We start from the raw sequence: 26,323 nt of genomic DNA on the forward strand, positions 1-26,323 counted from the left end.
ACTGAGGTTCACAATCTGGTTCACACGATCAAGCTAAACGCTTGAAAAATATAGGTTCGGCTTGTCCAGTGGCGCACTGTCTCTCCGCCACTTTCCTTTGTTGATCGACACATCAACACTCTGAAAGTGCGCAATCCCTGAAAATGCGACTGCAATCGGACCCTCGGGGCCGCCCCTGCGCGGCTCACGCTCCTGCGTCCTTCGCCGTGCACCCTTTTGCACCGCGCGCGTCTCTGCGCCATCCTGCGACTGTCAGACCTGCGCGGGAAACTCGATGCACACGCGCAGCCCATCGGTGCCGTCCACGGTCAGGGTCGCGTCGTGCTGGAAGGTCAGCGTTCGGATCAATCGCCAACCCAGAGAATTCGACCGCTCCGGCCGCTCCGCATCCGAGGGCAAGCCGATGCCGTTGTCGGACACCACCAAGGCGATACCGCTTTGCACGTCGCCGGAGACATCGACGCGGATGGTCCCGCTATCCCTGCCGACGAAGGCATATTTGAACGCATTGGTGATGAGTTCGCCGATGATGAGCCCGATGTCGATGGCAAGCTTGCTGTCGAGTTGCAGCTCCGCGCAGGTCACCTCGATATTGGCGTCGAGGCTTCCCCCGCTGAAGGCACGCTCCGACGTCCTTGCGACTTCCGCCGCCATCTCCGCCAGATCGACCTTGCCGGTGTCCGTTCCGCGTTGCATCAACTCGTGGGCCTTGGAGAGCGCCCCCACGCGGACTTCGAGCTCGGTCAGAACCTGATGGGTTTCATCCTGTTTGGCCCGCGACTTGCTCATGCGAATGAGCGCGGCGATGAGGGCCAGATTGTTGCCGGTCCGGTGATGGAGCTCCTGCATCAGCAGGTCGCGTTCCGTGATTTCCTCGCTCAGCTCGCGGTTCTGTTCGTTGAGGGCCGCCGTCGGATCCTTGGCGCTGAGGGCATCGAGCGCCTCGGTCGCCTGATCGACGAGCTTGGTCCCCGCCGGCAATACGGCAGAAGACACGAAAGCGGCATCGATGCGCGTGCCCTCATCGCCGGTCTGCACATCGAAACGCGTGGCGATCCGCTGCACGCCGCGAAGGCCGAGGCCCATCCCCGTCGCGGAGGACGGTGCGCCATCGGGCTGAAGGTGCTCCTTCGGGATGCCCCGCCCCTGATCGGTCACGAGAAGACCGAGCGCCGGTTTGCCGCCCGCCTCGGTGAGCGAGAAGGTCGCGCGGCCCTTTTGGCCATGCTCGATCGCGTTGCGCCCAAGCTCGACGACGGCGGTAACGGTCCTCGTGCGCTCGAAGGAGCTGAACTGCAGCACGCTGGTCAAAGTCATAGCGACATCGCGCAACCGGGCGACGTCGTTGCTTTTCTCGAGGGTCACGGTGGTGAGCTTTGTCGTCTTCACTGCGCGCGCTCCCGGTTGATGCGCAAGACGACGATGCTGGCGTCGTCTCGTCCGCGGAAGGCCCGATCCAGCAGAAATCCGGCAATCAAGAGCGGGCTTTTCTTCAGCAGTCCGGGCGGGAAATGCGCCTCGCGCAGAGTTTTCAAGCCGTCGCTATGCAGGATCACCATGTCGTCCGCTTCCAGTTGCACGACTTCCTCGTAGCCATGGGTCGCCGCGCCACCGATGCGGCCGTCGCGCACCGCCATTCGGCGAATGCCATCCGCGCCGACCAGCAAGGACGAGATATTGCCGAGGGCCGCGTAGCGCAGCTCCATCTGCGGCTGGGCGATATGCATCAGCGCAGCCACCGCGCCCCGCCGACCGACCAGCCGCTCGGTGATCTGGCGCATCAGCTTGCCCGGCTCGGACGACAGACCGCCGGCCGCGCCCGCGGCCTCGATGACCTCGCTGGAGGCTTCGGCGGCGGCAGGGCCATGCCCGAGCCCGTCGCAGAGCAACACATCGGTCGCGCGCGGGGTCTGCCGGATCTGAAAATCGTCGCCGCAGGTGACTTCGTTCGGGTGACAGACGCGCAGCCCCACCGCGTCGACGCCGCAATCAGCCCCGTCGCGTTTTCCGCCGAAAGTGCACACGATCGTTGTTCCGGTATCGGGCGAGCTGAAGATATCGAACGTATCCGACAGGCGCACGATCGCCCCGAGCCCAAGCCCTGCGGAATCGGTGGAGCTTTCGCCGTCCTGAAACATCCGGTCGATATCCGAAATGCCCGGCCCACGATCGGTGAAGATCATGTTGATGACATCGGCGCCGGGCTGGCGCAGGAGTTCGATCAGGGCTCGGCCGCGCTCTGCATAGCGCAGTATGTTAGTCGCGGCCTCCGTGGCCACGATCGCGAGTTCTCCGACGCGGGTCTCGGGCAGACCGATCTCGACGCCATGGCGCCGCGCGAGCCGCCGCACCACGGCCACGGCGCTGCGATCATCAATTTCGACCCACTGGTTCATAGCTTCACGCTCATGGAAACGGTTGTTCCTTTTCCGGGGGCAGAGTGAACCTCGAACCCATGTGAGAGGCGTTTGGCACCGCCAAGCCCTTTGCCGAGCCCGCCCGCGGTCGTATAGCCCTCGGACATGGCCAGCGTCACATTTTCGATCCCCGGTCCCTCGTCCCGGCATTCGACGCGCAGATACTCGTCCCGACCGTCGAGATAAATTGAAATCTTGCCGCCGCCACCGTGGACGATGGCGTTGCGGGTGATTTCGCTCACAGCCGTCGCGAACCGGGTGATCCGCACCGCCGACAGCCCGCGCTCCTTGAGAATGCGCGCAACCGCCTGGCGCGCAGCGACGACATCGCGACTTGTCGCGAGCGTTATCTCCGCAACGGCGGGTCTGCTGGATGTTTCCTTGGGATCAGGCACGCCGCAACTGAGTGAGTGCATGGGTCAGGCTGAGCGCCGTACGGGTCTCGGGCAGATACATGCCCAGCTCCACCAAGGTCACCGCAACCGCGGGCCGCATCCCCACAACGTAGGTTTCCGCGGCCAGCAGCTTGGAAATGCCAGCGAGCTGGGCAATGACGCGGCCGACGAAGGTATCGACGATCTCCAGCGAACTGATATCGAGGATCACGCCTTTGACGTTTTCCTTGGCGATCCGGTTCGACAACGTGTCCTGCAGCTCCACGATTTCCGTATCGGTGACGTCGTCCTGAATGGAGACGAGAAGCGCGTTCTCGACCAGGTTTATGGACGTCACACCCGACACTTCAGGAGACCTCGCTGGTTTTTATGACGTAGCCGACCTTCTGCAATGCATCGGCCAGAGCCGTGCGGATGCTGGACCGGGTGGAGACCGTGCCCACGTCGATGCCGAGCTGCACCATGGTCTGCGCGATCATCGGGCTGATGCCGCTGATGATGCATTCCGCACCCATCAGGCGCACGGCGGCCGCAGCCCGCAAAAGGTGCTGCGCCACCTGCGTGTCGACCGTGCCGACACCGGTGATGTCCATGATCACCACCTCGGCTTGCCGCTCGAGGATGGTCTCCAGCAGGTTCTCCATGACCTCCTGCGCGCGGGCGGAATCCAGCGTGCCGATCAGCGGCAGCGTGAGAACGCGGTCCCAGAGCTCGACCACCGGGGTCGAGAGTTCGAGCATTTCCTGACGCTGGCGTTCTATGATCTGGTCGCGCTCGCCGATGAAGATCTCGTTGGTGTAGATCGCGAAAGCATCGACGAGACGGGTCACCATCAGCACGTCACTGATGAGCTTGCCGCTTTCGATATCCGTCATCGCCTCGAGCCGTGTGAACAGCGGGGCTTTGAGGGCCAGAACGAAAGTCGCCATTTCGGTCGGCGTCACACCACGCCCGACGCGTTCCTTGCTCACATCTGCAAGGACGGCGCGCAGGTCTTCCCATTCGTCGTCGTCCAGGCTGAACTCTTCATTCACGACGCCCGCGCGGACACCCTTGGTGAAGGCTTTCAGAAGTTCCTGGTTCTGCGCACGGCTCTCGGAGTCGGAGAACAGGTCAGAGCGTTTCACGCCCTCTTTCACCTGAGTGCCAAGCCACTCCTCCACGACGCCGGAGAAATCGGATTCGAGGATGTTCAGGATATTTGCCGTCGCTGTTTGCGGCATGTGCAGGCACTCCAGTTCTTTTCAATACAGCAGGTAAGCCAATTAGCCGCGGTAAAGTCAACGGCTTGGACGGGTCGGTTGCCGCAACGGAGATTGATCCGGAGAAGTGTCGCTCAAAGTCAGAAAGTTGCCGGCAGACTTTCGCAGACGGCGATTTTCTGCGTGAGGATACCCCGGGGCACCCTGCCGAGGCTGACAGCAGGAACCTGAACCGACAGACAAAAAAGCCCCGCGCACTGCGCGGGGCTTGTCATTTCTTTCGGTCCGGGTGCGAGCGATCAACCGTAGACCAGCTTCGGCAGCCAGATGATGATCTCCGGGAAGAACATGCACAGCAGCAAGCCCACCACCTGAAGCGCCAGGAACGGCAGCGCCGAGCGGAAGATATCGCCCATCGGGATTTCCGGCGGCGCCACCCCGCGCAGATAGAACAGCGCATAGCCGAAGGGCGGCGACAGGAAGCTCATCTGCATGTTCACGAGGTAGAGCACCCCGAACCACAGCACGAGATCGTCAGGATCGCTCAGCCCGAAGGCCTCGGCCCCGAGCGCCTTCACGATCGGCACGAAGATCGGCACGCAGAGCAGCAGAATGCCGACCCAGTCGAGGAACATGCCGAGTATGATCAGCACGAGCTGCATGATGATCAGGATGCCCCACGGCCCGAGCCCGGTCGCCTGCAGCGCGTTCTGCACGAATTGCTGACCGCCTTCGAGCACGTAGAGCCCGACGAAGATCGTCGCCCCGAACATGATCCAGATGACCATCGCCGAGGCCTTGAGCGTGGTGACCGCAGCCTCGCGGATCGTCTGCCAGTCGAGCTTGCGGTGAATCGCCGCCACGATGATCGCGCCAAAGGTGCCGATGCCAGCCGCTTCCACCGGGGTCGCGACACCGGTGAAAATCACGCCCAGCACGATCACGATCAGCGAGATCGGCGCCGACATGTTGCTCATCAGACGGATCTTCTCGCGTCCCGAGATGCGCTCTTCCGGCGGGATCGGCGGCCCCATCTCCGGGTTGATCGCGCAGCGGATCAGCACATAGGCCACATACATGCCCGACAGAAGAAGGCCGGGAATGACCGCGCCGATGAACAGCTCGCCCACCGATTGCTCGGCCACGACCGCGTAGATGATCGCAAGGATCGACGGCGGGATCAGGATGCCGAGCGTGCCGCCCGCCATGATCGAGCCCATCGCGATCTTCGCGTTATATCCGCGATCGAGCATCGCCGGCAGCGCGATGATCCCCATCGTCACCACGGCCGCCCCGATCACGCCCACCATCGCGGCGAGCACGGTCGAGGCGATGATCGTGGCCGCAGCCAGACCGCCGCGCACCCCGCCCAGCACCTTGTAGATGACGTCGAACATCTCGTTGATGATCCCCGCCCTCTCGAGCATTGACGCCATGAAGATGAACAAGGGGATCGCCGAGAGCTGATAGTTCGTCATCAGCGGGAAGATGCGGCTCGGCACGATGTTGAGCGCGCGTTCGTCGCCCAGCACGAACAGGAAGACACAGGCCAGACCGCCCGTGACGAAGGCCAGTGGAAGCCCTGCCATCAGCAGGACGACCAGCGAGCCGAACATGATGAGTGTCAGCCACTCAATTCCAATTTCAAGTCCCATGTATCAGCCCCTGCCCATTACGATCCGCAGATCTTGTGCGAATTTCGAAATGCCCTGCAGAACAAGCAGCAGAGCGCCGATCACCATGACCCATTTCATCGGCCACAGAGGCACCTCCCATTCATTGAAGCTGATCTCGCCCCAGCGGACATTCGCATCGGTCCATTGTCCGAGATTCCAGTTCGCCAGCATCTCGCCGGTCGGGATTTCGCCGCGCGCCCATTGCGAGATGAGCCCGTTGCCCGTGGGCACGGCAATCGCGTCCATCGCGAAGATCCACGACGTCACCAGCAATGTGCCCGCGAAGATGAAGAAGAAGACCGAGGTCAGCAGATCGACCCACGCTTTGCGCGGTTTCGACAGCGGCGCGTAGAAGATGTCGACGCGCACATGGCTCTCGGTCAGCATCGCATAGGCACCCGAGATCAGGTATTGCATCCCGAACATCAGATACATCGCCTCATGCGCCCAGTTGGTGGGGCTATTGAAGACGTAGCGGCTGATCACTTCGAAGTAATAGACGAAGACCGCGATGATCGCCCAATAGCTGACGAATTCGCCCGCCTTGAGCGACAGCCGGTCGATCCAGCCCGTCCAGCCTTGCGAGATGTGACGGGAGTCGTCTTTCATCTCCTCGTCTTCGAGCGCTTCAAGACGCCGTTCGACCTCGCTTTCCTCCTCATGCTCGGGCAGCGCGGCATTCGCCCGCCGCACCAGCATCGGAAGCAGGAGCGCGTCGATGACGATCCCTGCGAGCAGCACCCAGAAGGCATATTTCGAGATGCTGCGCCATTTCGCGAGGACGGCTGCGGCCGCCTCCCGCTTCGGGCGCGCCTCGACGAGATCGGCCTGCGCCTGTTCGATCACCGCCTCGCCATCCGTGACCCGCTTCTCGGCGCGATCGACATTTCGTTGCGCGCGCTTCTGCGCGAAGCTGCCTTCCTCGGCGGCGGCGAGTTCCTCGCGCAGCTTGGGCAGATCGGCCTTCGCCGTGTCGACGCGTTCCTGTTCGCGCTCCAGCGAGCGCTCGGCCATGCGCACCACGTTCGACATGTCCGAGACCGTGCCGCGCGCGTCGTGACCTTGCGCATTCGCATAGAGAATGGCGATGAAGACCGGGATGAAGAGAAAGCCCAGCAGGCTTTTCACGTAGAAGCGATGCAGTCCCAGCATCCCCCCGGTCACGAGAATGAAATAGCCCAAGGAGAGCGAATAACGCCGCTCCGTCTTGCGTGGCCGGTTGGCCAGCGTTGCCGCAATGATCGGGAAGAGGATCAGCCCCGCCCAATAGGCCCAATGCGGTAGAGTAAAGTCGATACTGGGCATTGCCCACCCCCTGTTGCCGGGTCATGCCCAGCCATCAGTTGAACCGGGCCCGCGCCAAAGGGCGGGCCCGTCACACTGTCTGTCGGATCAAATCAGAGCTTCAGTTCCAGACCGTCGACCAGATCGGGCGTCACATAGCCCAGCGAGCCGGACATCATGTAATCGAGCTGCGTCTTGAAGATCCGCGCGCTGTCCTTGTCGCGATTGGCGTATTTGAACCAGATCGGAACGGCGACTTCGGTCATCAGCTCCACATCGTCCTGGCTGAGGCGCGTGACCTCGGTGCCGTCGGCCTCGAACTTGGCCCAGGCCTCCTGGTCGGCCTTCTGGATCGCCGCGTGATGCATGTCCGAATAGACGTGGGTCTCCATTTCGACGAACTGCTTCATCTCGGGGCTGAGCTTGTTCCAGGCATCCATGCCGACGGTGATGTCCATGATGTCCACCGGCTGGTAGAGCGACATCATGCCGGGCGGACCCATCGAGATGTAGCTGGTCACCTGGCTGAAGCCTAGCGCGTAGTTCACCGCCGGGCCCACATAGTCGGCCACGTCGATCGTGCCCTTCTCCAGCGCCGGGAAGATCTCCGAGCCCGGAAGCACGGTGGTCTCCGCGCCGATCTCGCCGAAGACATCGGCGACCATGCCGCCCGGAAGGCGCATCTTGCGGCCGCGGAAGTCGTCGATCGAGCGGATCGGCACTTTCGAGTGGATGATGTTCGGGCCGTGATGGACGGGGCCCACGAAATACATGCCCTGCGCGGCATAAAGCTCGCGCGCCATCTCCAGCCCGCCGAGGCCGTAATAGAACACGTCAAATTCATGCGGGTTGCGCAGACCGAGCGGATAGGACGTCAGGAACACACCCGCCGGAATGATGCCCTGCACGTAGATGGTGAACGGGTTGACCGCGTCGAGCACGCCGTTCTTCACCGCGTCGTAAAGCTGGAAATCCCCCACGACGTCATTCGCGCCGAACGGCTGGAAGGCCAATTCGCCGCCGGTCTTTTCCTGAATCGTGGCGCACCAGTCCTTGAAGGTCTGGAGACCGACGCCGCCCGGCCACGAGGTCTGGATCTTCCAGGTCGTGCCATTGGCTTGGGCCGAGGCGATATGCGGCGCAGCAAGGCTGGCAGCCCCCGCCGCGGCAAGAGTGCGTAACGCATGTCTGCGAGTGGTCAGATTTTTCATGGTTCCTCCCCGTTTGGTTGCGACCCCGACAGATGCGGGACCGAAGTGAGAGAGAGGTCGAAAACACGCGACGGCACTCCTCCAAGCGAATCGCGGCTTCGTGAGTCGGCTGAACGCCAAGCTTCCGACTTCTCCTCAAAAGCGGAAACTCTCTTTCCTCCCCCTGTGTGGGCGAGGTTTGCACGGGTTATGTCATTTCGCAAGTATTCACGAATTTGCGTGCGTCCGTGATCTCTGGAAAGGCGAACGTCCTGTTTTGGTCCGCAACTTGTGCGACGGTGAGGATCGAATTCTGGAACTTCGATCTCGATCAGGACCCGGGCGCCCTTCGATCTGGACGGCCATTGCAGACGACTTATGAGCGATCGCCACGCACGATTCTCACTGCGGCGTGAGACTAATCCGCGCTCACATGACGCTTTTGTGCACAATTTTTATGCAACTCACCCCGAAAATCCCGCTCTACCTCCCGATCCCGGCGCGGTTTCGCAATTTGCGCTTGTCCGCTGACGGGCGCGCTGCAAACCTTAACGCACATCGGAATAACCCGAACGGCATTCGCGCCTCGCTTTGACACCGCACGTTAGCGGTCAGTCAGCGGGGCGTTTTGCGTTTTGGCTCAGAGGGTCTGCAAGAGTGGAAATGAAGAAACGGATTGAACTTGGCCTGCTGTATTCCCGCTCGGGAAGCTACTCGCTGATCTCCGAGGCTTGCCGGACCGGGGCGCTCAGCGCGATTGCCGAGATCAATTCGATGCCCGACCTCCCGATCACCTTCGCCCCGATCGAGCGCGACCCGCAGGGCAATATCGACGCCTACGGACCGCTCTGCGAGGAGATCCTGCGCGACAGCGACGCCCGCCATGTCGTCGGCTGCGTCACCTCGTGGAGCCGCAAGGAGGTGATCCCGACGCTGGAGAAGGCGGGCGGGACGCTTTGGTATGCGGTGCCCTATGAAGGGTTCGAGGCCTCCGATCATGTCGTCTACACCCATGCCTGCCCGAACCAGCATCTGCTGCCGCTGCTTGGCTGGGCCTTTGCGCGGCTCGGGCGGCGGGGTTTCCTGACCGGCTCGAATTACATCTGGGGCTGGGAGATGAACCGGCTTGCGCGGGACGTGATCCTCAGCGCCAGCGGCGAGGTTCTGGGCGAGCGTTACCTGCCGCTCGGCTCGCTGGATGTCGAGCGGATGATCAATGAGATCCGCGCGACCCGGCCCGACTTCATCCTCAACAACCTGATCGGCCCGTCGCAATACGCCTTCCTCGAGGCCTATCACAAGCTCGGACAGGAAGACGCGCATTTCCGCCCCGAGACCTGCCCGATCCTGTCGTGCAATCTGACCGAATGCGAGTTGCCCGCCATTCACCCGGACGCGGTCGAGGGTCTGGTCGCCGCCGGGCCCTATTTCCGGGGCGCGACCGGCTGGCCGCAGGCGCAGCGCAATTTCGGATCGTCGCATGAAGCCGCCGCATGGTCGTCGGTCTATCGCCTCGCAATTTTGCTGGCGGGGCATGAAGACGCCGCAGAACAGAGCCTCGCGCAGCTGTTGCACGATGCGCCGCAGGGCTCGGAAGGGATCGACCTGTCGACCCATCACACCGCCCTGCCCGTCCTGATCGCGCAGGTCGAGAACGGCGCCTTCGCGGTCCGCGAGCGGTTCGAGGCCGTCGCGGGCGATCCCTATCTCGCACGCGGTCGCAATCCGATCGCGCCCGGAGCGCCCCGGCTGAAGGTGGTCTCATGAAGCGCAAGATCCGCATCCCCGATCTCGGCGGCGCGCGCGCCTACATCCTGCATCGCCCCCACGCGACCGTGCAGGCGCTCGAGCGGCAATTGCGCGCGATCGGCCTGACGGTCGTGCATTGCTGGCCCGAACTGCCCGCGGAGGCTCTGTCGGGGGATTTCGTTTTCTTTGACGCCGATCAGGGCTATGACGAGCAATTTCCGTGGAAACCGGGCGAAAGCCCGATGCCGATGATCGCCTTGATCGGCACCGAAGCGCCCGGCCGGATCGAATGGTCGCTGGAGGCTGGCGCGCATGCGCAGATCCTGAAACCCGTGGGCGATGGCGGGGTCTATTCGGCGCTGCTGATCGCGCAGCTCGCCTTTGAAGCGCGGGCGCAGCTCTCGGGCGAAATCGCGGATCTGCGTCGTAGGCTCGATGAGCGCCAGACGGTGGTGCGGGCGGTCACGCTGCTCGCCGCGCGCGGCAAGAGCGAGGCCGAGGCCTATGATCAGCTGCGCCAGATGGCGATGGCCTGGCGCGTGACGTTCGAAGACGCCGCGCGCCGCATCGTCGCCAACCATGACGAACAAAGGAAGAGTGATGACCGACGCGACCTTGGCTGAGGGACCGGCCCGACCGCAAAGCGCCTTGCGCCGCCTGATGCGCCGCAAGCTCGCGCTGCTGGGCTTTGCGATCATCGCGATCGTGACGCTCGGGGCGATCTTCGCGCCGTGGATCGCCCCTTTCGAGCCGCAGGAGCAGATGTTCGACGGGCTGACGCTGGAAGGCTCGCCCATGCCGCCGGGCGAGAAGTTCTGGCTCGGCACCGACCTGCTGGGCCGCGACCTGTTCTCGCGCATCCTGTACGGTGCGCGGACCTCGCTGATCATCGGCGTGGTCGCCAACGGCCTCGCGCTGATCATCGGAACGCTGATCGGCGTCACCGCGGGCTATTTCCGCGGCTGGATCGGCGCGGTGCTGATGCGCTTCACCGATCTGATGATGGCATTTCCGGCGCTGCTGCTGGCGATCTGTCTTGCCGCGATCTTCACGCCGTCGCTGTGGATCGTCGCGATGGTGATCGCGCTGGTGAACTGGGTGCAGACGGCCCGCGTGGTCTTCACCGAGACCTCGGCGCTGGCCGAGCGCGAATTCGTCGCCGCCGAACGCACGCTGGGCGCAGGCACGCTGCGCATCCTGTTCCGCCATATCCTGCCGCATCTGGTGCCGATGATCATCGTCTGGGGCACGCTGGGGATTTCGACCACAGTGCTGCTGGAGGCGACGCTGTCCTATCTCGGCGTGGGTGTTCAGCCGCCGACGCCAAGCTGGGGCAACATCATCTTCGAGAACCAGACCTATTTCCAGGCGGCCCCGTGGCTCGTCTTCATCCCGGGCGCTGCGATCTTGCTGCTGGCGCTGTCCTTCAACCTCGTGGGCGACGCGCTGCGCGACGTGCTCGACCCGACGCAGAGAGGGCGTGAGTGATGCTGGCCTATCTGATCCGCCGCCTGATCCAGGCCGCCCTGATCCTGCTGGGCGTGTCCTTCATCACCTTCTTCCTGCTTTTCGTGCTGCCCGCCGACCCGGTGCGCCAGATCGCGGGCCGCTCGGCCACGCCCGAGACGGTGGCCAATATCCGCCACCAGCTTGGCCTCGATCAGCCCTTCATCGTGCAATACTGGCACTATCTGACCGGGCTGGCCCAAGGCGATATGGGGCGCAGCTACCTGCAGAAAACCGAAGTCGCGACCCTGATTGCCGCGCGTCTGCCTGCGACGCTTCTTCTGATGCTGGGCGCGATCGTGGCCGAGCTGATCATGGGACTTACGCTTGGCATCGTGGCCGCGATCCGGCGCGGCGGCGCGCTCGACCAGTCGCTGATGATCACCTCTTTCGTCGCGGTCTCGGCGCCGCAATTCGTGGTCGGCCTGCTCCTGCTCTATGTCTTCGCGGTCAAGCTGAGCTGGTTCCCGATCGGCGGCTACGGCAGCTTCTCGAACCTCGTGCTGCCTGCGCTGACGCTCGGGATCATGGGATCGGGCTGGTACAGCCGGATGATGCGCTCGAGCATGATCGACGTGCTGCGCTCGGATTATATCCGCACCGCGCGCGCCAAAGGTCTGCGGCGCTTCCGGGTGCTGGCACTGCACGCGATGCCCAACGCCATTCTGCCGATCATCGCGATGATCGGGATCGATATCGGTATCTTCATGTCCGGCATCGTCGTCGTGGAAAGCGTCTTCGGCTGGCCCGGTATCGGGCAGCTCGCCTGGCAGGCGATCCAGCGCGTCGACATTCCGATCATCATGGGCGTCACGCTCGTGTCCGCCTGCGCCATCGTGCTGGGCAACCTGCTGGCCGACCTGATCACACCTTTCATCGATCCGCGCATCAAGCTGCGCTGATCGCAATCAGATACCCCGGGCCAACCGGGGAGCGAACCAAAAGAAAAGTCCAACTGACGGAGAACACCTCAAATGAGCCTGATGAAAAACATCCTTGCCACAAGCGCGCTGTCGCTCTCGCTGGGTCTTGCCAGCTTCGCCTCGGCGCAGGACTACCAGCCCGATCCGAACGCCAAGCCCGGCGGCAATATCATCGTGACCTACAAGGACGATGTGGCCACGCTCGACCCGGCGATCGGCTATGACTGGCAGAACTGGTCGATGATCAAATCCGTCTTCGACGGTCTGATGGATTACGTCCCCGGCACCACTGAACTGCGCCCGGGTCTTGCCGAGAGCTACGAGATTTCCGACGACGGCACGACCTTCACCTTCAAGCTGCGCAAGGGCGTGAAATTCCACAACGGTCGCGAGATGACGGCCGAGGACGTGAAATACTCGCTCGACCGCGTCACCACCCCCGCGACCCAGTCGCCGGGTGCTGGCTTCTTCGGCTCGATCAAGGGCTATGACGCGATGGCGGATGGTTCGGCCACCAGCCTCGAAGGCGTGACCGTCGTCGATCCCAACACCGTCAAGATCGAGCTTTCGCGCCCCGACGCGACCTTCCTGCACGTGATGGCGCTGAACTTCGCCTCGGTCGTGCCGAAGGAAGCGGTCGACGAATACGGCACCGATTTCGGCAAGCATCCCGTGGGCACCGGCGCGTTCAAGCTGTCTGACTGGACCATCGGTCAGCAGCTCGTGTTCGAGAAGAACGCCGACTACTGGCGGTCGGGCGTGCCCTATCTCGATAGCATCACTTTTGAGGTCGGTCAGGAGCCGATCGTGGCGCTGCTGCGGCTGCAGCAGGGTGAGGTGGACGTTCCCGGCGACGGCATCCCCCCGGCGAAGTTCAACGAGGTGATGGACAATCCGGACGAGGCCAAGCGGGTCGTCGTGGGTGGCCAGCTGCATACCGGCTACATCACGCTCAACGTCCAGATGGAGCCCTTCGACAAGGTCGAGGTGCGTCAGGCGATGAACATGGCGATCAACAAGGACCGCATCGTTCAGATGATCAATGGCCGCGCCACGCCCGCGAACCAGCCGCTGCCGCCGTCGATGCCGGGCTATACCAAGGATTACGAGGGCTATCCCTTCGATCAGGAAAAGGCCAAGCAGATGCTCGCGGACGCGGGCTATCCCGACGGGTTCGAGACCGAGCTTTACGTGATGAACACCGACCCGAACCCGCGTATCGCGCAGGCGATCCAGCAGGACCTGTCGCAGATCGGCGTGAAGGTCGACATCAAGGCGCTGGCGCAGGCCAACGTGATCGAAGCAGGCGGCACGCCGAAGACCGCGCCGATGATCTGGTCGGGCGGCATGGCGTGGATCGCCGACTTCCCCGATCCGTCCAACTTCTACGGGCCCATCCTGGGCTGCGCGGGCGCGGTCGAGGGCGGCTGGAACTGGTCGTGGTATTGCAACGAGGAACTCGACGCGATGGCCACCGAGGCGGACTCGATCACCGATCCGGCCAAGCAGGACGAGCGCCTGCAGAAATGGTCCGACGTCTACATGAAGGTCATGGAAGATGCGCCGTGGGTCCCGGTCTTCAACGAGAACCGCTACACCATGAAGTCGGGCCGTATGGGGGGCGCGGATGCGCTCTATGTCGACCCGGTCTCGATCCCCGTGAACTACGACTACGTGTACGTGACGGAGTAAGCGCGCATGTGCAAAGCCTGTGACTATACGATCCATGGCGCACAGCACCATTTCGGCTGGGACAACTCGTTTGTCCCGGCCGAGACGGTGGCCCCGGGATCGACCATCGAATTCCACTGCCACGACAGCTCGGCCGGACAGCTCGGGCCGTCCTCGACGGTGGAAGACGTCAAGACGCTCGATTTCGGCAAGATCAACCCGGTCTCCGGCCCGGTCTATGTCGAAGGGGCGAAGCCCGGTGACGTGCTAAAGGTCACCATCGACAGCTTCACCCCGCGCGAGCAGGAAGGCTCCGCATGGGGCTGGACCGCGAACATCCCGGGCTTCGGCCTGCTGGCGGATCAGTTCGAAGATCCGGCGCTGACGATCTGGAAATACGACGCGGCCTCGCCCGACAAGGCGCTTTGGGGTAGCGAGGGCAAGGTGGGTCTCAAGCCGTTCTGCGGCACCATCGGCGTCGCCCCGGCCGAAAAAGGCCTGCATTCCATCGTGCCCCCGCGCCGCGTGGGCGGCAATCTCGACATTCGCGATCTGGCGGCGGGCACCACGCTCTATCTGCCGGTCGAGGTCGACGGCGCGCTGTTCTCGGTGGGCGACACCCACGCCGCCCAGGGCGATGGCGAGGTCTGCGGCACCGCGATCGAGAGCCCGATGAACTGCGTGCTCAGCTTCGATCTGATCAAGAACGAGACGCTGAAATTCCCGCGCTTCACCACGCCGGGGCCGGTCACGCGCCACCTCGACACGGCGGGCTACGAGGTCACGACGGGCATCGGCCCCGACCTGATGTCGGGCGCACGCGATGCGGTCTCGGGCATGATCGACCTTCTGTGCGCACAGCGCGGCATGTCGGCGGTCGATGCCTATATGCTGGTCTCGACCTGTGGCGATCTGCGCATTTCCGAGATCGTCGATATGCCCAACTGGGTCGTCAGCTTCTATTTCCCGAGAAACGTGTTCGAATGATCGAAATGAAACAAACGCAAGCCGGGGCTGTCACGGCCCCGGAGCCCGCCCAGCCGGTGCTCTCCGTCGAAGGTCTCACGATCTCCGTGCGCTCGGAGGGGCACGAGCGGGCGCTGGTGAGCGATCTGAGATTCACGCTGGCGCGCGGCGAGACCATCGCCATCGCGGGCGAGAGCGGCTCGGGCAAATCGCTCACCTCTCTGGCGATCATGGGGCTGTTGCCGCCCCCTGCCCTGCGGGTCAGCTCCGGCGCGATCCGCTTCCAGGGAGAAGACCTCACCCGCCTGCCCGAAAGCCGGATGCGCGCGATGCGCGGCAACCGCATCGCGATGATCTTTCAGGAGCCGATGACGTCGCTCAACCCGGTGCTGAGCATCGGCCTGCAACTTTCCGAGGCGATCCGCGCGCATGAGCCGGTCTCGAAACGCGAGGCCCGCGCCCGCGCACTCGAGGCGTTGCGCCGCGTGCGTATCTCCGAACCCGAACGCCGGATGACCCAATATCCGCATGAGCTGTCCGGCGGCATGCGGCAGCGCGTGATGATCGCGATGGCGCTGGCGCTGCGCCCCGACGTGCTGATCGCCGACGAGCCGACCACCGCGCTTGATGTGACGGTGCAACGCGAGGTGCTCGACCTGCTGCGCGATCTGCAAAGCGAGATGGGCACCGCAATCATCCTGATCACACATGACATGGGCGTGGTCGCCGAGATGGCCGAGCGCGTCATCGTCATGAAACAGGGTCAGGCGGTCGAGACGGGCGCTGTCTCTCAGATTTTCACCGCCCCGCGCGAGGCCTATACGCAAGACCTTCTGGCCGCGGTGCCGCGCATGGGCGATGGCAGCGGTGCTGCGGGCGCGTCCCCGGATGCGAAACCCGTGGCCCGGCTGCGCGACGTGAAAGTGCATTTCGACATTCGCGGCGGGATCCTGTCGCAGGTCACGCATCGCGTCCACGCGGTCGAGGGTGTCAGCTTCGACATCATGGAGGGCGAGACGTTTTCGCTTGTGGGTGAAAGCGGCTGCGGCAAATCCACTATCGCGAAGGCGCTGACCGGTCTCGTGCCGCATCAGGGCCGGATCGAGGTCGCGGGCCACACGATGGGCGGCCTGAGCAGCGCGAAGATGAAAGAGATGCGCCGCGACGTGCAGATCGTGTTTCAGGACCCGATGGCTGCGCTCGATCCGCGGATGCGCGTGGGCGATCTGGTGGCCGAGCCGCTGGTCATTCACGGCATCGGCACGCCAGAGGAACAGCGCGAGAAAGTCGCGGGCCTCTTCGAGCGCGTTGGCCTCACCCGCGATCAGCTCGACCGTTATCCCCACGAGTTCTCGGGCGGTCAGCGGCAGCGGATTTGCATCGCCCGCGCGCTGGCGCTGCAACCCAAGCTGATCATCGCGGATGAGAGCGTCTCGGCGCTGGATGTGTCGGTGCAGGCGCGGGTGCTGGACCTCCTGGAGGCGCTGAAACGCGAATTCGGCATCGCCTATCTGTTCATCAGCCATGACATGGCGGTGGTCGAGAATATCTCGGACCGGATCGCGGTGATGTATATGGGCCAGATCGTGGAGATGGGCACGCGCGCGCAGATTTTCGGCGCGCCGCAACATCCCTACACCAAGCGCCTGATGGCCGCCGTGCCGATCCCCGATCCCGACAAGGTGCGCGAGCCCACGCCGCGCCTGTCCGGCGAGGTCCCGAGCCCGGTCTACAAGCTGGGCACCGGACCGCAGCGCCTGATGCTGCGCAATCTCGGAGACGGGCATCTCGTGGCGGATAGCGACCGTCCCGCGATGCCAACCGGAACGGCGGCTGAATAACCCGAAATCGCGCACAGGGCGGGCGGCAAATCTCCGCGCCGCCCTGTGCTTTCAAGGCCGTTTTCGGGCTGCAAACCGCAGCCCCTTCTCAAGGCCATTCATAGTCGGCAAAGCAAAAGCGACATCCACCCCGTCTCTTTTCCGCAACACCCCGAACACCCCACCAAATCATTGATGCAAATCAAAGAAAGCTTCCGGGCCGAAGCTTAGCGCGGTGAGTGAAGTCCGTGCGAGGGAACTTCTGAAACGCGCCGAGGCAAACGCACGGACAGGTTGTCAGTTGGATCACGTAAAGAGTGGCTTGATTGACGTGCGATTTCTATCGTCGCGTTTGCCTTTGGGAATGGGGACAAAGAATGTCGAATACACTACTCACCAATTTGAAACGCACCGTAGCGCCGGCGGCTTTGCTGCTGTGCCTCGGGACTCCGGCCTGGTCGGGCACCTTTGATGACGCGCCCGTCATCAGCGTGACCGGCGACGGTCTTATCTTCTCCGATCCGGCGGAAGGTGTCCTGCCTCCCGGGCTCAAGGCCGTCACGGGCGAGGTCAACGCCAACTTTGACAACACGGACAATCCGAAAGGTATCACCAACTGCCTGATGGCGAATACGCCGGACTTTACCTGCACGGCCCCTCCCGGTTCGGGCAAGCGCGTGAAGACGCAACTGACCGGCCCGACGCCGATGGATATCATGCTCTCGACGCAATCGAGCGGCGGCACCACGGAATACTACACCTACGGCAAGACCTCGAACCTCACCGGCGCCCGTATTCTGGCCTTCAAGGTTCAGCTCGGCACCGGCTCGGGTGACAGCTTCACCCCTTTCGATACGGCCGATCCCCAGTACGCGGCACTCTTCGATCCCGATTACAACTCGAAGTTCAACCTGCCCGACGGGCTCTTCGGGGATGGCGGTCAGGAAGAGGCAGGCATCGGCTTCTTCGACAGCACCTCCGCCGAGATGACCATTGCGAACCACGCCAACACGCTCGACGCGACGAACCTGTCGAACAGCGTTCTGGCCACCTATTTCGGCAACTCGCTGATCGACAACAGCATGCTGCCGAAAGCGATCTTCTGGGACGCGACCGGCACGGCCGTCGCCTCGGACGAGGCCCAGCTCATCGCGTGGTACAACCTGAGCGCCGGCCAGTGGCAATACGGCAATCTGGGCGTCGACAGCTCGACCTATCTGGATGACAAGCTGCAGGCGATGGCCGACTCGCTGGGCGTGACGGTCGCGGATCTCGGCTATACCGGCGGCGGCGCGGTGCCCGCCGATATCGTCGCGGCGATGCAGGCCAATGGCCTCTACACGCAGGACGTGGTCGAGGATCTTCGCAACCTGAACCTGAACTACATCATCGATCTCGGCGATGTCGCAGGCAACAACGTCACGATGCGCATCGCGCCGATCTTCGCGCCGATCGTCGAGCAGACCGCGACCCGCTACCAGTTCGCAACCGCCGGGCGCCTCGATGCGGCCGCCAACATCCCCTATCTCGATATCGGGAATGCGGCGACCTATCAGAGCGCGATCAGCGACATCATGGCGATCACGGATCCGGTCGCGCGCAACGACATGCTCGAGACGACGGGCTACAGCTTCCTGCCCGCCTTCGGCGCTGTCGGCTTCGAGTTCGGGCAAAACATCACGAAAGGGATCGGTCGTCCGGTTGCGCAGACGCAGAACGGATCGGTCACGCTTTCGACGATGGGCGGGCCGACCTCGTGGAAGATCGGGGACGGCACTTATGCCTTCGTCTCGGCGGGCGCGCAGAAAGCCAATTACGACCGCACCACCAATGCGATCGGCTACGACGTCAAATCGCATTACATGATGCTGGGCGGCGAGAAATTCATCGGCAATCAAGTCTCGGTCGGCCTCTTCGGCGGCTACTCGGACGGCACCTCCGATGCCGATCAGAGCCGTGGCAGCATCGATGGCTCCGGCGGCTTCGTCGGTGGCTTCGTGCGGACGGCCTTCGGCAATGGCGGCGCGGCGCAGTTCGTGATCGGCTATCAGGATCTTTCCTACGACATGAGCCGCAATGTCATGGGATCGACCGCACGGGCGAGCACGGATGGCCATCAGGTCTTCGGCGCGATCGATGCCGAGTACATGTTCGGCCAAGATCGTCTTCGCTTCGGCCCGACGGGTTCGCTCGAAATGTATCACCTCTCGGTGGACGGCTTCGACGAAACCGGCGCGGGCGCGTGGAACCTGTCCGTCGGGGATCAATCCGGCACCGTGACCGTCGCCTCCGCCGGGATGCGTGGCCAATATGCGCTGTCTTCGAGCGCACAGGCCCCGACCCTGTCCGGTGCGATCAAGTACAACAAGGTCAGCGGCGACGATCAGCTCGTTCAGACCGCCTTCGTCGGGCTGCCCTCCAGCGCAACCCCGGTCGACGGCTTCGACATGAACTGGGTGACTGCGGATGTCGGGATCGACGTGCCGCTCGGCCAGACCGGGAAGTTCTCCTCCAGCCTGCATGCCGGGATCTCGGGGACCTTCTCAAGCGACTATGAGAGCCACGCGCTGCAGCTTTCCTTCAACGCGAAGTTCTGAGCGCTCACAGGCCTAAACGAAGACACCGCGGCGCTTTTCGGCGCCGCGGTGCATTTCTTTTAGCAGGTTAGTCGCTTTCGCAGAGGGCGTCACCCCTCCATCCCGATCCGTTCCCGGCGCAGCGTCGACGCCCCGGATTTCGCATGGCTGGCGATCTCTTCCATCGGGGCGAACCAGACGTCGCCTGCCTCCACCGCGCGCTCCAGCAGACGCTCCATCTCGCGCCAGCGCGCCAGACGGCCCGTCAGGAACGGGTGCAGAACCGGCATCCAGAACCCGCCGGCCTCGTGCATCGCGTCGAATTCCTCGGCGAAGGCGCGGATGCCGTCGGAAGGCGCGCGGATCGGCATCAGGTAGTCGATCTCGCCGAAATGCGCGAAGGGCGGCCAGTCATCGGTGCCCCAATGCGGCGGCACCTCGATCAGGCTGCCTTTCGGCGTCTCGACCAGATAGGGCAACTCATCGGCCATCATCGAGCTGTCATAGAGAAACTCGTGCTCGATCAATCGGTTGAGCATCGCGGGCGTGAAGGAATAGACTGGGGCGCGATAGCCGCGCGGCTTGCGGCCCGTCATCGTGACATGGACCTCGAGCGCGCGTTCGAAAAGCTCCGCCTCGCGTTCGTCAGAATGCTCCATCGGGTCTTCGTGCATCCACGAATGATGCCCGATCTCGTGCCCCGCCTTCAGGATCGTCTCGACGGTCTCGGGGTAGTTCTGCATCACCCAGGCGGGCATGAAGAAGGTCTGGGTCAGCCCCAGACGGCGATAGGTCTCGAGGATGCGCGGCACGGCGACCGTCGGCCCGTAACGGCCCATCGAGATCGGCTGCAGGCGCAGTTCGGCGTCCTCGGGCCGCGCGGTGCGGATCAGCGAATCCGCGTCGATATCGAAGGTCACGCAGGCGGCGCTGCGCTTGCCCTCGGGCCAGGTGATCGGGTTGAGAAACATGTCACTCTCCGCTCAGGAAGGATCGGCAGGCACCGGGAGCGTCACCGAGAACAGCGCCACGAGATCGTTGCGCAGCCAGGTCTCGATCTCGTCCCGGCGCGCGGCGTCGGTGGAAATGAACTGGATGAAACGGGCGTTTTGCAGCTGGAACAGCGCCCGGCCCAGATGGAGCGGGTTCAGATCGGCGCTGAGCCGCCCGTCCCGCTGCATCGCCTCGATCCGGCGCACCAGCACCGAGGCAAGCTGTTCGTCGAGCTTGAAATAGGCCTTGGAAAGCTGCGTCCCCGCCTCGATCGTCACCGCCGCGATGACCTGACGCCAGATGTCTTTCTCCAGCGTCTGCATCGCGTGAACCATGATCTCGTGCGCGAACGCCACCGTCAGCTCGACGAGATCTGCCTCCGGTCCGGGCAGCGTCGTATCGAGCCGTTCCAGCAGTTGTTTGTCGCTTTCGATCACCAGAGCGAGCAGCACCCCGGCCTTGGTTCCGTAGTAGTTATGGACCGTCACGCCCGAGACGCCGGCAGCCACCGCGATCGCCTCGATCGTCGTCTTGTCATAGCCCTTCTCGCGAAAAAGCTCTTTGGCCGATGTGACGATGCGGTTGCGACGGTCTTGTTTTTGTTGGGCGCGCAGGTTGCTCACTAAGTCCTCCTAGGGTTGCGAACAGTTTTCGGCAATTGGCCATCTTTGGTCAAGACAAATTTTTTATTGCATAAAAGTTTTTATCGAATAAAGTTTTTGTACAAGATCAAGAATCCATACCGACAGCGAGGTCCGCTTATGCGCTCCGTACTCAAACTCGCCGCCGCCTCCGCGGTCGCCCTCTCCGCGGGCAGCCTCTCCGCTGCCGCCGCTGAAACCGTCAATGTCGGGGTCTGCGTCTCCTGGCCGGGCTATGCCATGCTCGAAGTCGCCAAGGAAAAGAACCTGATCCCCGATTACGACCTGAACATCACGATCTTCGAAGATCCGCTGGGCGGTCATGCCGCCCTCGCCGCGGGTCAGCTCGACGTCTATGGCTGCACCGCCGATTACACGCCGCTGGTCGTGGATCGCGGCACCGATGTGGTGAACGTGGCCCAGCTCAACCCCTCCTACGGGGTCGATCACGTCATCCTCGCGCCCGACACCGAGCCCGCCGACCTGCCCGGCAAGAAGGTCTCGGCCCCGCAGGCCTATATCGGTCAGCTGCTGATGGGGATCTGGCTCGATTCCGAGGGCATCACCCCCGATCAGGTCGAGTGGGTGAACCTCAATGCCGATGAAGCCGTCGGTCCGATGATGTCGGGCGATCTGTCGGCTGCCTACATGTACGAGCCGTGGATCTCCAAGGTCTTGGAGGCCAAGCCCGGCGCGCGATCCATCGTGAACACCGCCGATCCGGAGATGCTGAAGACCGGGATCTTCATGGATGCTCTGTATATGAACAAGAACTTCATCGCCAATGACCGCGAGGCGGCTCTGGCCGTGCTGAAAGCGCGTTGGGAAGGGCTGGCCTACTGGAACCAGCACACCGAAGAGACCAACAAGATGCTCGCCTCGTTCCTGCAATGGCCCGAGGAAGATATCGGCTACGTCATCGGGACCAACGGCAAGTCCTTCGAGGGCGGCATCTACATGATGGACTTCGACGAATCCGCCCGCCTGTGCGGCGTGCTCGACGGCGAAGGCCCGCTTGGCATGGCCAACGGTTCGATGGTCGACTCGATCGCGATGACCAATGACTGGTGGATCAAGCTCGGTCTGATGGAAAACAAGATCGACGCGTCGAAAGGCATCGACTGCTCGCTGATGGGCGATCTGGTCGAAGCCGGTTACCGCCAGAGCCTGAGCGCACACTAAACCCCTCGGGAAGCGCCGATCCCCGGCGCTTCCCTTCCCCCAAGCCGGAGCATCTACCTTGAGCGCCCGACCCACTCCCTTTCTCCAGCTGCGCAAGCCCGTGAGCCGCCGTCAGAAGCTGCTTTCCGCGCTCGCCATCTGGGTGCTGTTCTTCGGTATCTGGATCGTCGCCTCGGCCAGCGGTCTGGTGAACCCGCTTCTCGTCCCCGCCCCGCAGCAGGTCTTCGCGACCACCTTCGATCTGTTCTTCAGCCGCGCCTTCGGCAGCGACGTCCTGATCTCCATCAGCCGCGTGCTGATCGCCTTCGCGCTGGCAAGTGCCGTGGCGGTGCCGCTGGGCGTGATGATGGGCTCCTTCCCCGCGATCGAGGCCTTCTTCGCCCCCTTCGTCTCGGCTTGGCGCTACCTCCCCGCGCCGTCCTTCATCCCGATCCTGCTGATGTGGTTCGGGACCGGCGAGGCGCCGAAACTGGCGCTGCTGTTCCTCGGCGTGATCTTCTTCCTGATCACCCTGATCATGGATCACACCAAGAATGTGCGCGAGGAGCTGGTCGAGACCGCCCTGACGCTGGGCGCACCGCGCCACAAGGTCGTGGCCCGGGTGATCTTCCCCGCCGTGCTGCCCGATATCGTGACCGCGATGCGCCAGATGCTGGCGATGACCTGGACCTATCTGGTGATCGCCGAGATCGTCGCCTCCACCACCGGTATCGGCGCGATGATGATGCGCGCGCGGCGCTTCCTGAACACCGATGAGATCCTGTCGGGGATCGTCGTGATCGGGGTGCTGGGGCTGCTCTTCGACCTCACTTTCTCCGCCCTGCACCGCTGGGCCTTCCCCTATCTGAGAAAGGCGTGACCATGAGTGCCGAAACCGCATTGGAAATCCGCGAGATCTCGAAGGAATTCGAGCTCTCGGGCGGGCGTAAGCTGGTCGCCGTCGAGGGCGCGGGCTTCACAGTCGAACGCAACTCGATCTGTGTCCTGCTCGGCCCGTCGGGCTGTGGGAAATCGACGATCCTGCGCATGATCGCAGGGCTCGAGACCCCGAGCGGCGGCGAGATCGTCATCGGCGGCCGCCGCGTCGAGGGGCCGGGCCGCGACCGGGGCATGGTCTTTCAGGCCTATACCTCCTTCGACTGGCTGACGGTGCGCAAGAATGTCGAGTTCGGGATGCAGATCAACGGTGTCCCGGCCGCCGAGCGTCGCGAACGCGCGGAACGTTTCATCAATCTCGTAGGGCTCGGGAAATTCGCCGAGGCCTACCCGTCGCAGCTCTCGGGCGGGATGCGTCAGCGCGTGGCGATCGCCCGCACGCTGGCCAACGACCCGGAAGTGCTGCTGATGGACGAGCCCTTCGGTGCGCTCGATGCCGAGACCCGCTGGCTCATGCAGGAGCTGATGATCGACGTCGCCGAGAAGACCAACACGACGATGGTGATCGTCACCCACGATCTGGAGGAGGCGATCTTCCTCGCCGACAAGATCGTCTTTCTCTCGAGCCATCCGGGCCGCGTGAAAGAGGTGATCGTGCCCGAGTTCAAGCAAGGCACCCGCATCGCCGACAAGGAAAGGGCCGTGAAACTCGACGGCTACTCCGATCTGGAGGCCCATCTGATGCGGCTGATGCGAGAGGAAGGACGCGGCAAGGAATGAGCGTGACATTCGACTTCACCGGCAAGACCGTTCTGGTCACCGGCGCTTCGAGCGGGATCGGCTATGGCATTGCCGAAGGCTTCGCGCGCGCGGGCGCCGATCTGATCATCCTGTCCGAGACCGAGACTATCTATGACGCCGCCGAAAGCCTGCCCGGCGAGGTCCGCGCGATCCGCTGCGATATCGCAGACGCCGCGATGGTGACCGAAGCGCTGGCCGATATCGAACGCGTCGATGTGCTGGTGAACAATGCAGGCCTCGAACGCCCCACCCCGCTCAACGGTGCGAACCCGTTGGGCAACGCCACCTTCGAGCGGATCGTAGCGATCAACATCACCGGCACGCAGAACGTGACCGACGCGCTGATCTCGCGCATCCCCGAAGGCGGGCGCATCGTGAACACCGCCTCGATCTGGGCGCGCACCGCCGTGCCGGGCTTTTCGGCCTATGTCGCGAGCAAACACGCGCTTCTGGGCCTGACCCGGACATGGGCGCAGGAACTGGGGCCCCGCGGCATCCGCGTCAACGCGATCTGCCCGGGCTGGGTGAAAACCGGACCGGCGGCCAATTCGCTGCGGGAACTGGCGCAATCCAGCGGGCGCAGCGAGGCCGAGGTCGAAGCCGAGATCATGGCCGCACAGGCGATCGATGGGCTGATGGTGCCCGCCGATATGGCCGATCCCTACATGTTCCTCGCGTCCGAGGCAGGCGCGAATATCACCGGTCAGGCGCTCAACGTCGACCGCGGCGAGGTAATGTCATGAGCCTTCAGGGAAAAGTCGCGCTGGTCACCGGCGGCTCGCGGGGGATCGGACGCGCCATCGCACTGGCGCTGGCCGAACAGGGCGCGAAAGTCGCCTTCTGCCATCCCGACGATGCGCAGGCGCATGACACGCTGGCCGAGCTTCAAAAGCTGACCGAGGCGGAATCTCTGCCCGCCGATGTCTCCGACGAGGCACAGGTCGAGGGGATGTTCGACGCGGTGATGGCGCGCTTCGGGCGGATCGACATCCTCGTGAACAACGCGGGCATCCTGCGCGAAAGCCCGATTGCCGAGACGAAGATCGACGAATTCGACCGGGTGATCGCGGTGAACCTGCGCGGCACTTTTCTCGCGTCGCGCGCCTTCGTGCGCCGGGCCGAGGAAGGTCGGATCATCAATATCGCGAGCGATCTGGGCTTTCTGGGTCGCGAGGAAATGTCCGCCTATACCGCCTCGAAAGGTGCGATCATCGCGCTGACCCGGACGCTGGCGCGCGAGCTGGCGCCAAAGATCCTCGTCAACGCCATCGCGCCGGGCTCGATCGAGACCGATATGACGAGCCCCGCCTCGATGAGCCCCGAACAGCTGGCAATCGACATGGCGACGCCGCTCGCCCGGTTCGGCCAGCCTGAGGATATCGCCGCGATGGCCTGCTATCTCGCAGGCCCGCAGAGCAATTTCATCACCGGTCAATGCTTCGGCGTGAACGGTGGCAGTGTCATGACCTGACAGGAGCGACCCCATGTCCAGCGATTCCTATTTCCACCCGGTTTCCGGCTTCGATCTGCCGCGCTTTGCGGGCGTGCCGACCTTCATGCGCCTGCCGCATGTCGAACTCGACAATCCGCGCCTGAAGGATGTGCAGGTCGGGTTCATCGGCAGCCCCTGGGATTCCGGCACCACCAACCGTCCCGGCCCGCGCCACGGGCCGCGCCAGCTGCGCGATCTCTCGACGATGATCCGGGCGCAGAACGGCGCGACCGGCGTGCGCCCCTTCGAGATGGTCAACTGCGCCGACCTCGGCGACGTGGCCCCGAACCCCGCCGACATTCAGGATGCGATGGACCGGATCACCCGGTTCTTCGAGACCGTCCGCGCCCATGGCATCCGCCCGATCACGGCGGGTGGCGATCACCTCAACTCGCTGCCGATCCTGCGCGCGCTGGGCACGCCCGAGCCGCTCGGCATGGTGCATTTCGACAGCCATACCGACCTGTTCCACAGCTATTTCGGCGGCAACATGTACACCCACGGCACGCCGTTCCGCCGCGCCATCGAAGAAGGTCTCCTAGACCCGAAACGCGTGGTGCAGATCGGCATTCGCGGCTCGACCTATGACAGCGAGGATCGTGATTTCGCCGATAGCGTCGGCGTGCGCGTGATCCCGATCGAGGAATTCCACGCTCGCGGCGTCGAGGATGTGATGGCCGAGGCGCGCGAGATCGTCGGCTCCAAGCCCACCTATCTCTCCTACGATATCGACTTCATCGACCCGGCCTTCGCCCCCGGCACCGGCACGCCCGAGGTTGGCGGCCCCAATTCCTATCAGGCGCTGCAGGTGATCCGCCTGCTCGACGGGGTCAACATCGTCGGCGCCGATCTGGTCGAGGTCTCCCCGCCCTTCGACGCCTCCGGCGCGACCGCTTTCCTTGGCGTCTCGGTGATGTTCGAGATCCTGTGCCAGATGGCGGTGCGCATAACCCGCGGGTGATC

At 63.6% G+C, this 26,323-nt stretch carries 24 protein-coding genes; 14 read left to right on the forward strand and 10 right to left on the reverse strand.

What is annotated here, in order from left to right:
• Window positions 1-252: 252 nt before the first annotated feature.
• The 8 genes from BMI86_RS10295 to dctP all read right to left on the reverse strand — a co-directional run bounded on the left by BMI86_RS10295 (window position 253) and on the right by dctP (window position 8,185).
• Window positions 253-1,389 (reverse strand): ATP-binding protein, encoded by a 1,137-nt coding sequence (locus BMI86_RS10295; protein WP_078541255.1) that lies wholly within the window; start codon window positions 1,387-1,389, stop codon window positions 253-255.
• Complete coding sequence (locus BMI86_RS10300) at window positions 1,386-2,396, reverse strand: ATP-binding SpoIIE family protein phosphatase (RefSeq protein ID WP_078541257.1); 1,011 nt, start codon at window positions 2,394-2,396, stop codon at window positions 1,386-1,388. The genes BMI86_RS10295 and BMI86_RS10300 overlap by 4 nt, the downstream gene beginning before the upstream one ends.
• Complete coding sequence (locus BMI86_RS10305) at window positions 2,393-2,812, reverse strand: ATP-binding protein (RefSeq protein ID WP_246831686.1); 420 nt, start codon at window positions 2,810-2,812, stop codon at window positions 2,393-2,395. Before BMI86_RS10305 ends, BMI86_RS10300 begins: the two co-directional genes overlap by 4 nt.
• The gene (locus tag BMI86_RS10310; protein ID WP_232621759.1) at window positions 2,805-3,149 is read right to left on the reverse strand and encodes an STAS domain-containing protein; all 345 of its coding nucleotides are present in this window, start codon (window positions 3,147-3,149) and stop codon (window positions 2,805-2,807) included. Before BMI86_RS10310 ends, BMI86_RS10305 begins: the two co-directional genes overlap by 8 nt.
• A gap of 10 nt (window positions 3,150-3,159) precedes the next feature.
• The gene (locus BMI86_RS10315; RefSeq protein WP_078523189.1) at window positions 3,160-4,035 is read right to left on the reverse strand and encodes an STAS domain-containing protein; all 876 of its coding nucleotides are present in this window, start codon (window positions 4,033-4,035) and stop codon (window positions 3,160-3,162) included.
• Window positions 4,036-4,313: 278 nt separating this feature from the next.
• The gene (locus tag BMI86_RS10320) at window positions 4,314-5,669 is read right to left on the reverse strand and encodes a TRAP transporter large permease subunit (RefSeq protein WP_078523188.1); all 1,356 of its coding nucleotides are present in this window, start codon (window positions 5,667-5,669) and stop codon (window positions 4,314-4,316) included.
• Between the two features lie 3 nt (window positions 5,670-5,672).
• Window positions 5,673-6,995 (reverse strand): TRAP transporter small permease subunit, encoded by a 1,323-nt coding sequence (locus BMI86_RS20975; RefSeq protein WP_143594756.1) that lies wholly within the window; start codon window positions 6,993-6,995, stop codon window positions 5,673-5,675.
• A 92-nt stretch (window positions 6,996-7,087) separates the two neighbouring features.
• The gene (gene dctP, locus BMI86_RS10325) at window positions 7,088-8,185 is read right to left on the reverse strand and encodes a TRAP transporter substrate-binding protein DctP (RefSeq protein ID WP_078541260.1); all 1,098 of its coding nucleotides are present in this window, start codon (window positions 8,183-8,185) and stop codon (window positions 7,088-7,090) included.
• Window positions 8,186-8,827: 642 nt separating this feature from the next.
• On the opposite strand from dctP, the gene BMI86_RS10330 reads away from it, so the two are divergent.
• The 8 genes from BMI86_RS10330 to BMI86_RS10365 all read left to right on the forward strand — a co-directional run bounded on the left by BMI86_RS10330 (window position 8,828) and on the right by BMI86_RS10365 (window position 19,396).
• Window positions 8,828-9,931, forward strand: a complete 1,104-nt coding sequence (locus BMI86_RS10330; protein ID WP_078541262.1) for a transporter substrate-binding protein — start codon at window positions 8,828-8,830, stop codon at window positions 9,929-9,931.
• Window positions 9,928-10,536 carry an ANTAR domain-containing protein gene (locus BMI86_RS10335; protein WP_078541264.1) on the forward strand — a complete coding sequence of 203 codons (609 nt, stop codon included), beginning with the start codon at window positions 9,928-9,930 and terminating at the stop codon, window positions 10,534-10,536. Before BMI86_RS10330 ends, BMI86_RS10335 begins: the two co-directional genes overlap by 4 nt.
• Window positions 10,514-11,401: an ABC transporter permease gene (locus tag BMI86_RS10340; RefSeq protein WP_078523183.1), complete on the forward strand. Its 888-nt coding sequence runs from the start codon at window positions 10,514-10,516 to the stop codon at window positions 11,399-11,401. The genes BMI86_RS10335 and BMI86_RS10340 overlap by 23 nt, the downstream gene beginning before the upstream one ends.
• On the forward strand, window positions 11,401-12,321 hold the full coding sequence (locus BMI86_RS10345) for an ABC transporter permease (protein ID WP_078541265.1): 921 nt from the start codon (window positions 11,401-11,403) through the stop codon (window positions 12,319-12,321). Before BMI86_RS10340 ends, BMI86_RS10345 begins: the two co-directional genes overlap by 1 nt.
• A gap of 81 nt (window positions 12,322-12,402) precedes the next feature.
• Window positions 12,403-14,034, forward strand: a complete 1,632-nt coding sequence (locus BMI86_RS10350; RefSeq protein ID WP_078541390.1) for an ABC transporter substrate-binding protein — start codon at window positions 12,403-12,405, stop codon at window positions 14,032-14,034.
• A 6-nt stretch (window positions 14,035-14,040) separates the two neighbouring features.
• Window positions 14,041-15,000: an acetamidase/formamidase family protein gene (locus BMI86_RS10355; RefSeq protein WP_078541267.1), complete on the forward strand. Its 960-nt coding sequence runs from the start codon at window positions 14,041-14,043 to the stop codon at window positions 14,998-15,000.
• Between the two features lie 5 nt (window positions 15,001-15,005).
• Window positions 15,006-16,820, forward strand: coding sequence for an ABC transporter ATP-binding protein (locus BMI86_RS10360; RefSeq protein ID WP_078541391.1), 1,815 nt, complete (start codon window positions 15,006-15,008; stop codon window positions 16,818-16,820).
• A gap of 356 nt (window positions 16,821-17,176) precedes the next feature.
• Window positions 17,177-19,396: a choice-of-anchor F family protein gene (locus tag BMI86_RS10365; RefSeq protein ID WP_078541269.1), complete on the forward strand. Its 2,220-nt coding sequence runs from the start codon at window positions 17,177-17,179 to the stop codon at window positions 19,394-19,396.
• An 89-nt stretch (window positions 19,397-19,485) separates the two neighbouring features.
• Here the strand turns inward: BMI86_RS10365 and BMI86_RS10370 are convergent, their stop codons facing one another.
• Window positions 19,486-20,346: a polysaccharide deacetylase gene (locus BMI86_RS10370; RefSeq protein WP_078541271.1), complete on the reverse strand. Its 861-nt coding sequence runs from the start codon at window positions 20,344-20,346 to the stop codon at window positions 19,486-19,488.
• A gap of 12 nt (window positions 20,347-20,358) precedes the next feature.
• Entirely contained in the window at window positions 20,359-20,991 is a 633-nt protein-coding gene (locus BMI86_RS10375) for a TetR/AcrR family transcriptional regulator (protein WP_078541273.1), read from the reverse strand.
• 138 nt (window positions 20,992-21,129) lie between these two features.
• Here BMI86_RS10375 and BMI86_RS10380 point away from each other — a divergent pair, with 138 nt between their 5' ends.
• The 6 genes from BMI86_RS10380 to speB all read left to right on the forward strand — a co-directional run bounded on the left by BMI86_RS10380 (window position 21,130) and on the right by speB (window position 26,321).
• The gene (locus BMI86_RS10380) at window positions 21,130-22,191 is read left to right on the forward strand and encodes an ABC transporter substrate-binding protein (protein WP_078541274.1); all 1,062 of its coding nucleotides are present in this window, start codon (window positions 21,130-21,132) and stop codon (window positions 22,189-22,191) included.
• A 100-nt stretch (window positions 22,192-22,291) separates the two neighbouring features.
• Window positions 22,292-23,050: an ABC transporter permease gene (locus tag BMI86_RS10385; RefSeq protein WP_246831687.1), complete on the forward strand. Its 759-nt coding sequence runs from the start codon at window positions 22,292-22,294 to the stop codon at window positions 23,048-23,050.
• A 2-nt stretch (window positions 23,051-23,052) separates the two neighbouring features.
• Complete coding sequence (locus BMI86_RS10390) at window positions 23,053-23,847, forward strand: ABC transporter ATP-binding protein (RefSeq protein WP_078541278.1); 795 nt, start codon at window positions 23,053-23,055, stop codon at window positions 23,845-23,847.
• Entirely contained in the window at window positions 23,844-24,611 is a 768-nt protein-coding gene (locus BMI86_RS10395; RefSeq protein WP_210402716.1) for an SDR family oxidoreductase, read from the forward strand. Before BMI86_RS10390 ends, BMI86_RS10395 begins: the two co-directional genes overlap by 4 nt.
• Window positions 24,608-25,339 (forward strand): 3-oxoacyl-ACP reductase family protein, encoded by a 732-nt coding sequence (locus tag BMI86_RS10400; RefSeq protein WP_078541280.1) that lies wholly within the window; start codon window positions 24,608-24,610, stop codon window positions 25,337-25,339. Before BMI86_RS10395 ends, BMI86_RS10400 begins: the two co-directional genes overlap by 4 nt.
• A 13-nt stretch (window positions 25,340-25,352) precedes the next feature.
• On the forward strand, window positions 25,353-26,321 hold the full coding sequence (gene speB / locus BMI86_RS10405; RefSeq protein WP_078541282.1) for an agmatinase: 969 nt from the start codon (window positions 25,353-25,355) through the stop codon (window positions 26,319-26,321).
• The last annotated feature ends 2 nt before the right edge of the window (window positions 26,322-26,323 follow it).

Origin of the sequence: Thioclava sp. DLFJ5-1 (assembly GCF_002020115.1) — a bacterium.
Taxonomy (GTDB): Bacteria; Pseudomonadota; Alphaproteobacteria; order Rhodobacterales; family Rhodobacteraceae; genus Thioclava; species Thioclava sediminum.

What these genes read in the sequence shown, in the direction of transcription:
- BMI86_RS10400 (WP_078541280.1), top strand. Translation starts at nt 24,608, where the DNA reads ATGAGCCTTCAGGGAAAAGTCGCGCTGGTCACCGGCGGCTCGCGGGGG.
- BMI86_RS10390 (WP_078541278.1), top strand. Translation starts at nt 23,053, where the DNA reads ATGAGTGCCGAAACCGCATTGGAAATCCGCGAGATCTCGAAGGAATTC.
- BMI86_RS10300 (WP_078541257.1), bottom strand. Translation starts at nt 2,396, where the DNA reads ATGAACCAGTGGGTCGAAATTGATGATCGCAGCGCCGTGGCCGTGGTG.
- BMI86_RS10380 (WP_078541274.1), top strand. Translation starts at nt 21,130, where the DNA reads ATGCGCTCCGTACTCAAACTCGCCGCCGCCTCCGCGGTCGCCCTCTCC.
- BMI86_RS10365 (WP_078541269.1), top strand. Translation starts at nt 17,177, where the DNA reads ATGTCGAATACACTACTCACCAATTTGAAACGCACCGTAGCGCCGGCG.
- BMI86_RS10335 (WP_078541264.1), top strand. Translation starts at nt 9,928, where the DNA reads ATGAAGCGCAAGATCCGCATCCCCGATCTCGGCGGCGCGCGCGCCTAC.
- BMI86_RS10320 (WP_078523188.1), bottom strand. Translation starts at nt 5,669, where the DNA reads ATGGGACTTGAAATTGGAATTGAGTGGCTGACACTCATCATGTTCGGC.
- BMI86_RS10340 (WP_078523183.1), top strand. Translation starts at nt 10,514, where the DNA reads ATGACCGACGCGACCTTGGCTGAGGGACCGGCCCGACCGCAAAGCGCC.
- BMI86_RS10330 (WP_078541262.1), top strand. Translation starts at nt 8,828, where the DNA reads ATGAAGAAACGGATTGAACTTGGCCTGCTGTATTCCCGCTCGGGAAGC.
- BMI86_RS10345 (WP_078541265.1), top strand. Translation starts at nt 11,401, where the DNA reads ATGCTGGCCTATCTGATCCGCCGCCTGATCCAGGCCGCCCTGATCCTG.
- BMI86_RS10355 (WP_078541267.1), top strand. Translation starts at nt 14,041, where the DNA reads ATGTGCAAAGCCTGTGACTATACGATCCATGGCGCACAGCACCATTTC.
- BMI86_RS10350 (WP_078541390.1), top strand. Translation starts at nt 12,403, where the DNA reads ATGAAAAACATCCTTGCCACAAGCGCGCTGTCGCTCTCGCTGGGTCTT.
- speB (WP_078541282.1), top strand. Translation starts at nt 25,353, where the DNA reads ATGTCCAGCGATTCCTATTTCCACCCGGTTTCCGGCTTCGATCTGCCG.
- dctP (WP_078541260.1), bottom strand. Translation starts at nt 8,185, where the DNA reads ATGAAAAATCTGACCACTCGCAGACATGCGTTACGCACTCTTGCCGCG.
- BMI86_RS10395 (WP_210402716.1), top strand. Translation starts at nt 23,844, where the DNA reads ATGAGCGTGACATTCGACTTCACCGGCAAGACCGTTCTGGTCACCGGC.
- BMI86_RS10370 (WP_078541271.1), bottom strand. Translation starts at nt 20,346, where the DNA reads ATGTTTCTCAACCCGATCACCTGGCCCGAGGGCAAGCGCAGCGCCGCC.
- BMI86_RS20975 (WP_143594756.1), bottom strand. Translation starts at nt 6,995, where the DNA reads ATGCCCAGTATCGACTTTACTCTACCGCATTGGGCCTATTGGGCGGGG.
- BMI86_RS10360 (WP_078541391.1), top strand. Translation starts at nt 15,006, where the DNA reads ATGAAACAAACGCAAGCCGGGGCTGTCACGGCCCCGGAGCCCGCCCAG.
- BMI86_RS10315 (WP_078523189.1), bottom strand. Translation starts at nt 4,035, where the DNA reads ATGCCGCAAACAGCGACGGCAAATATCCTGAACATCCTCGAATCCGAT.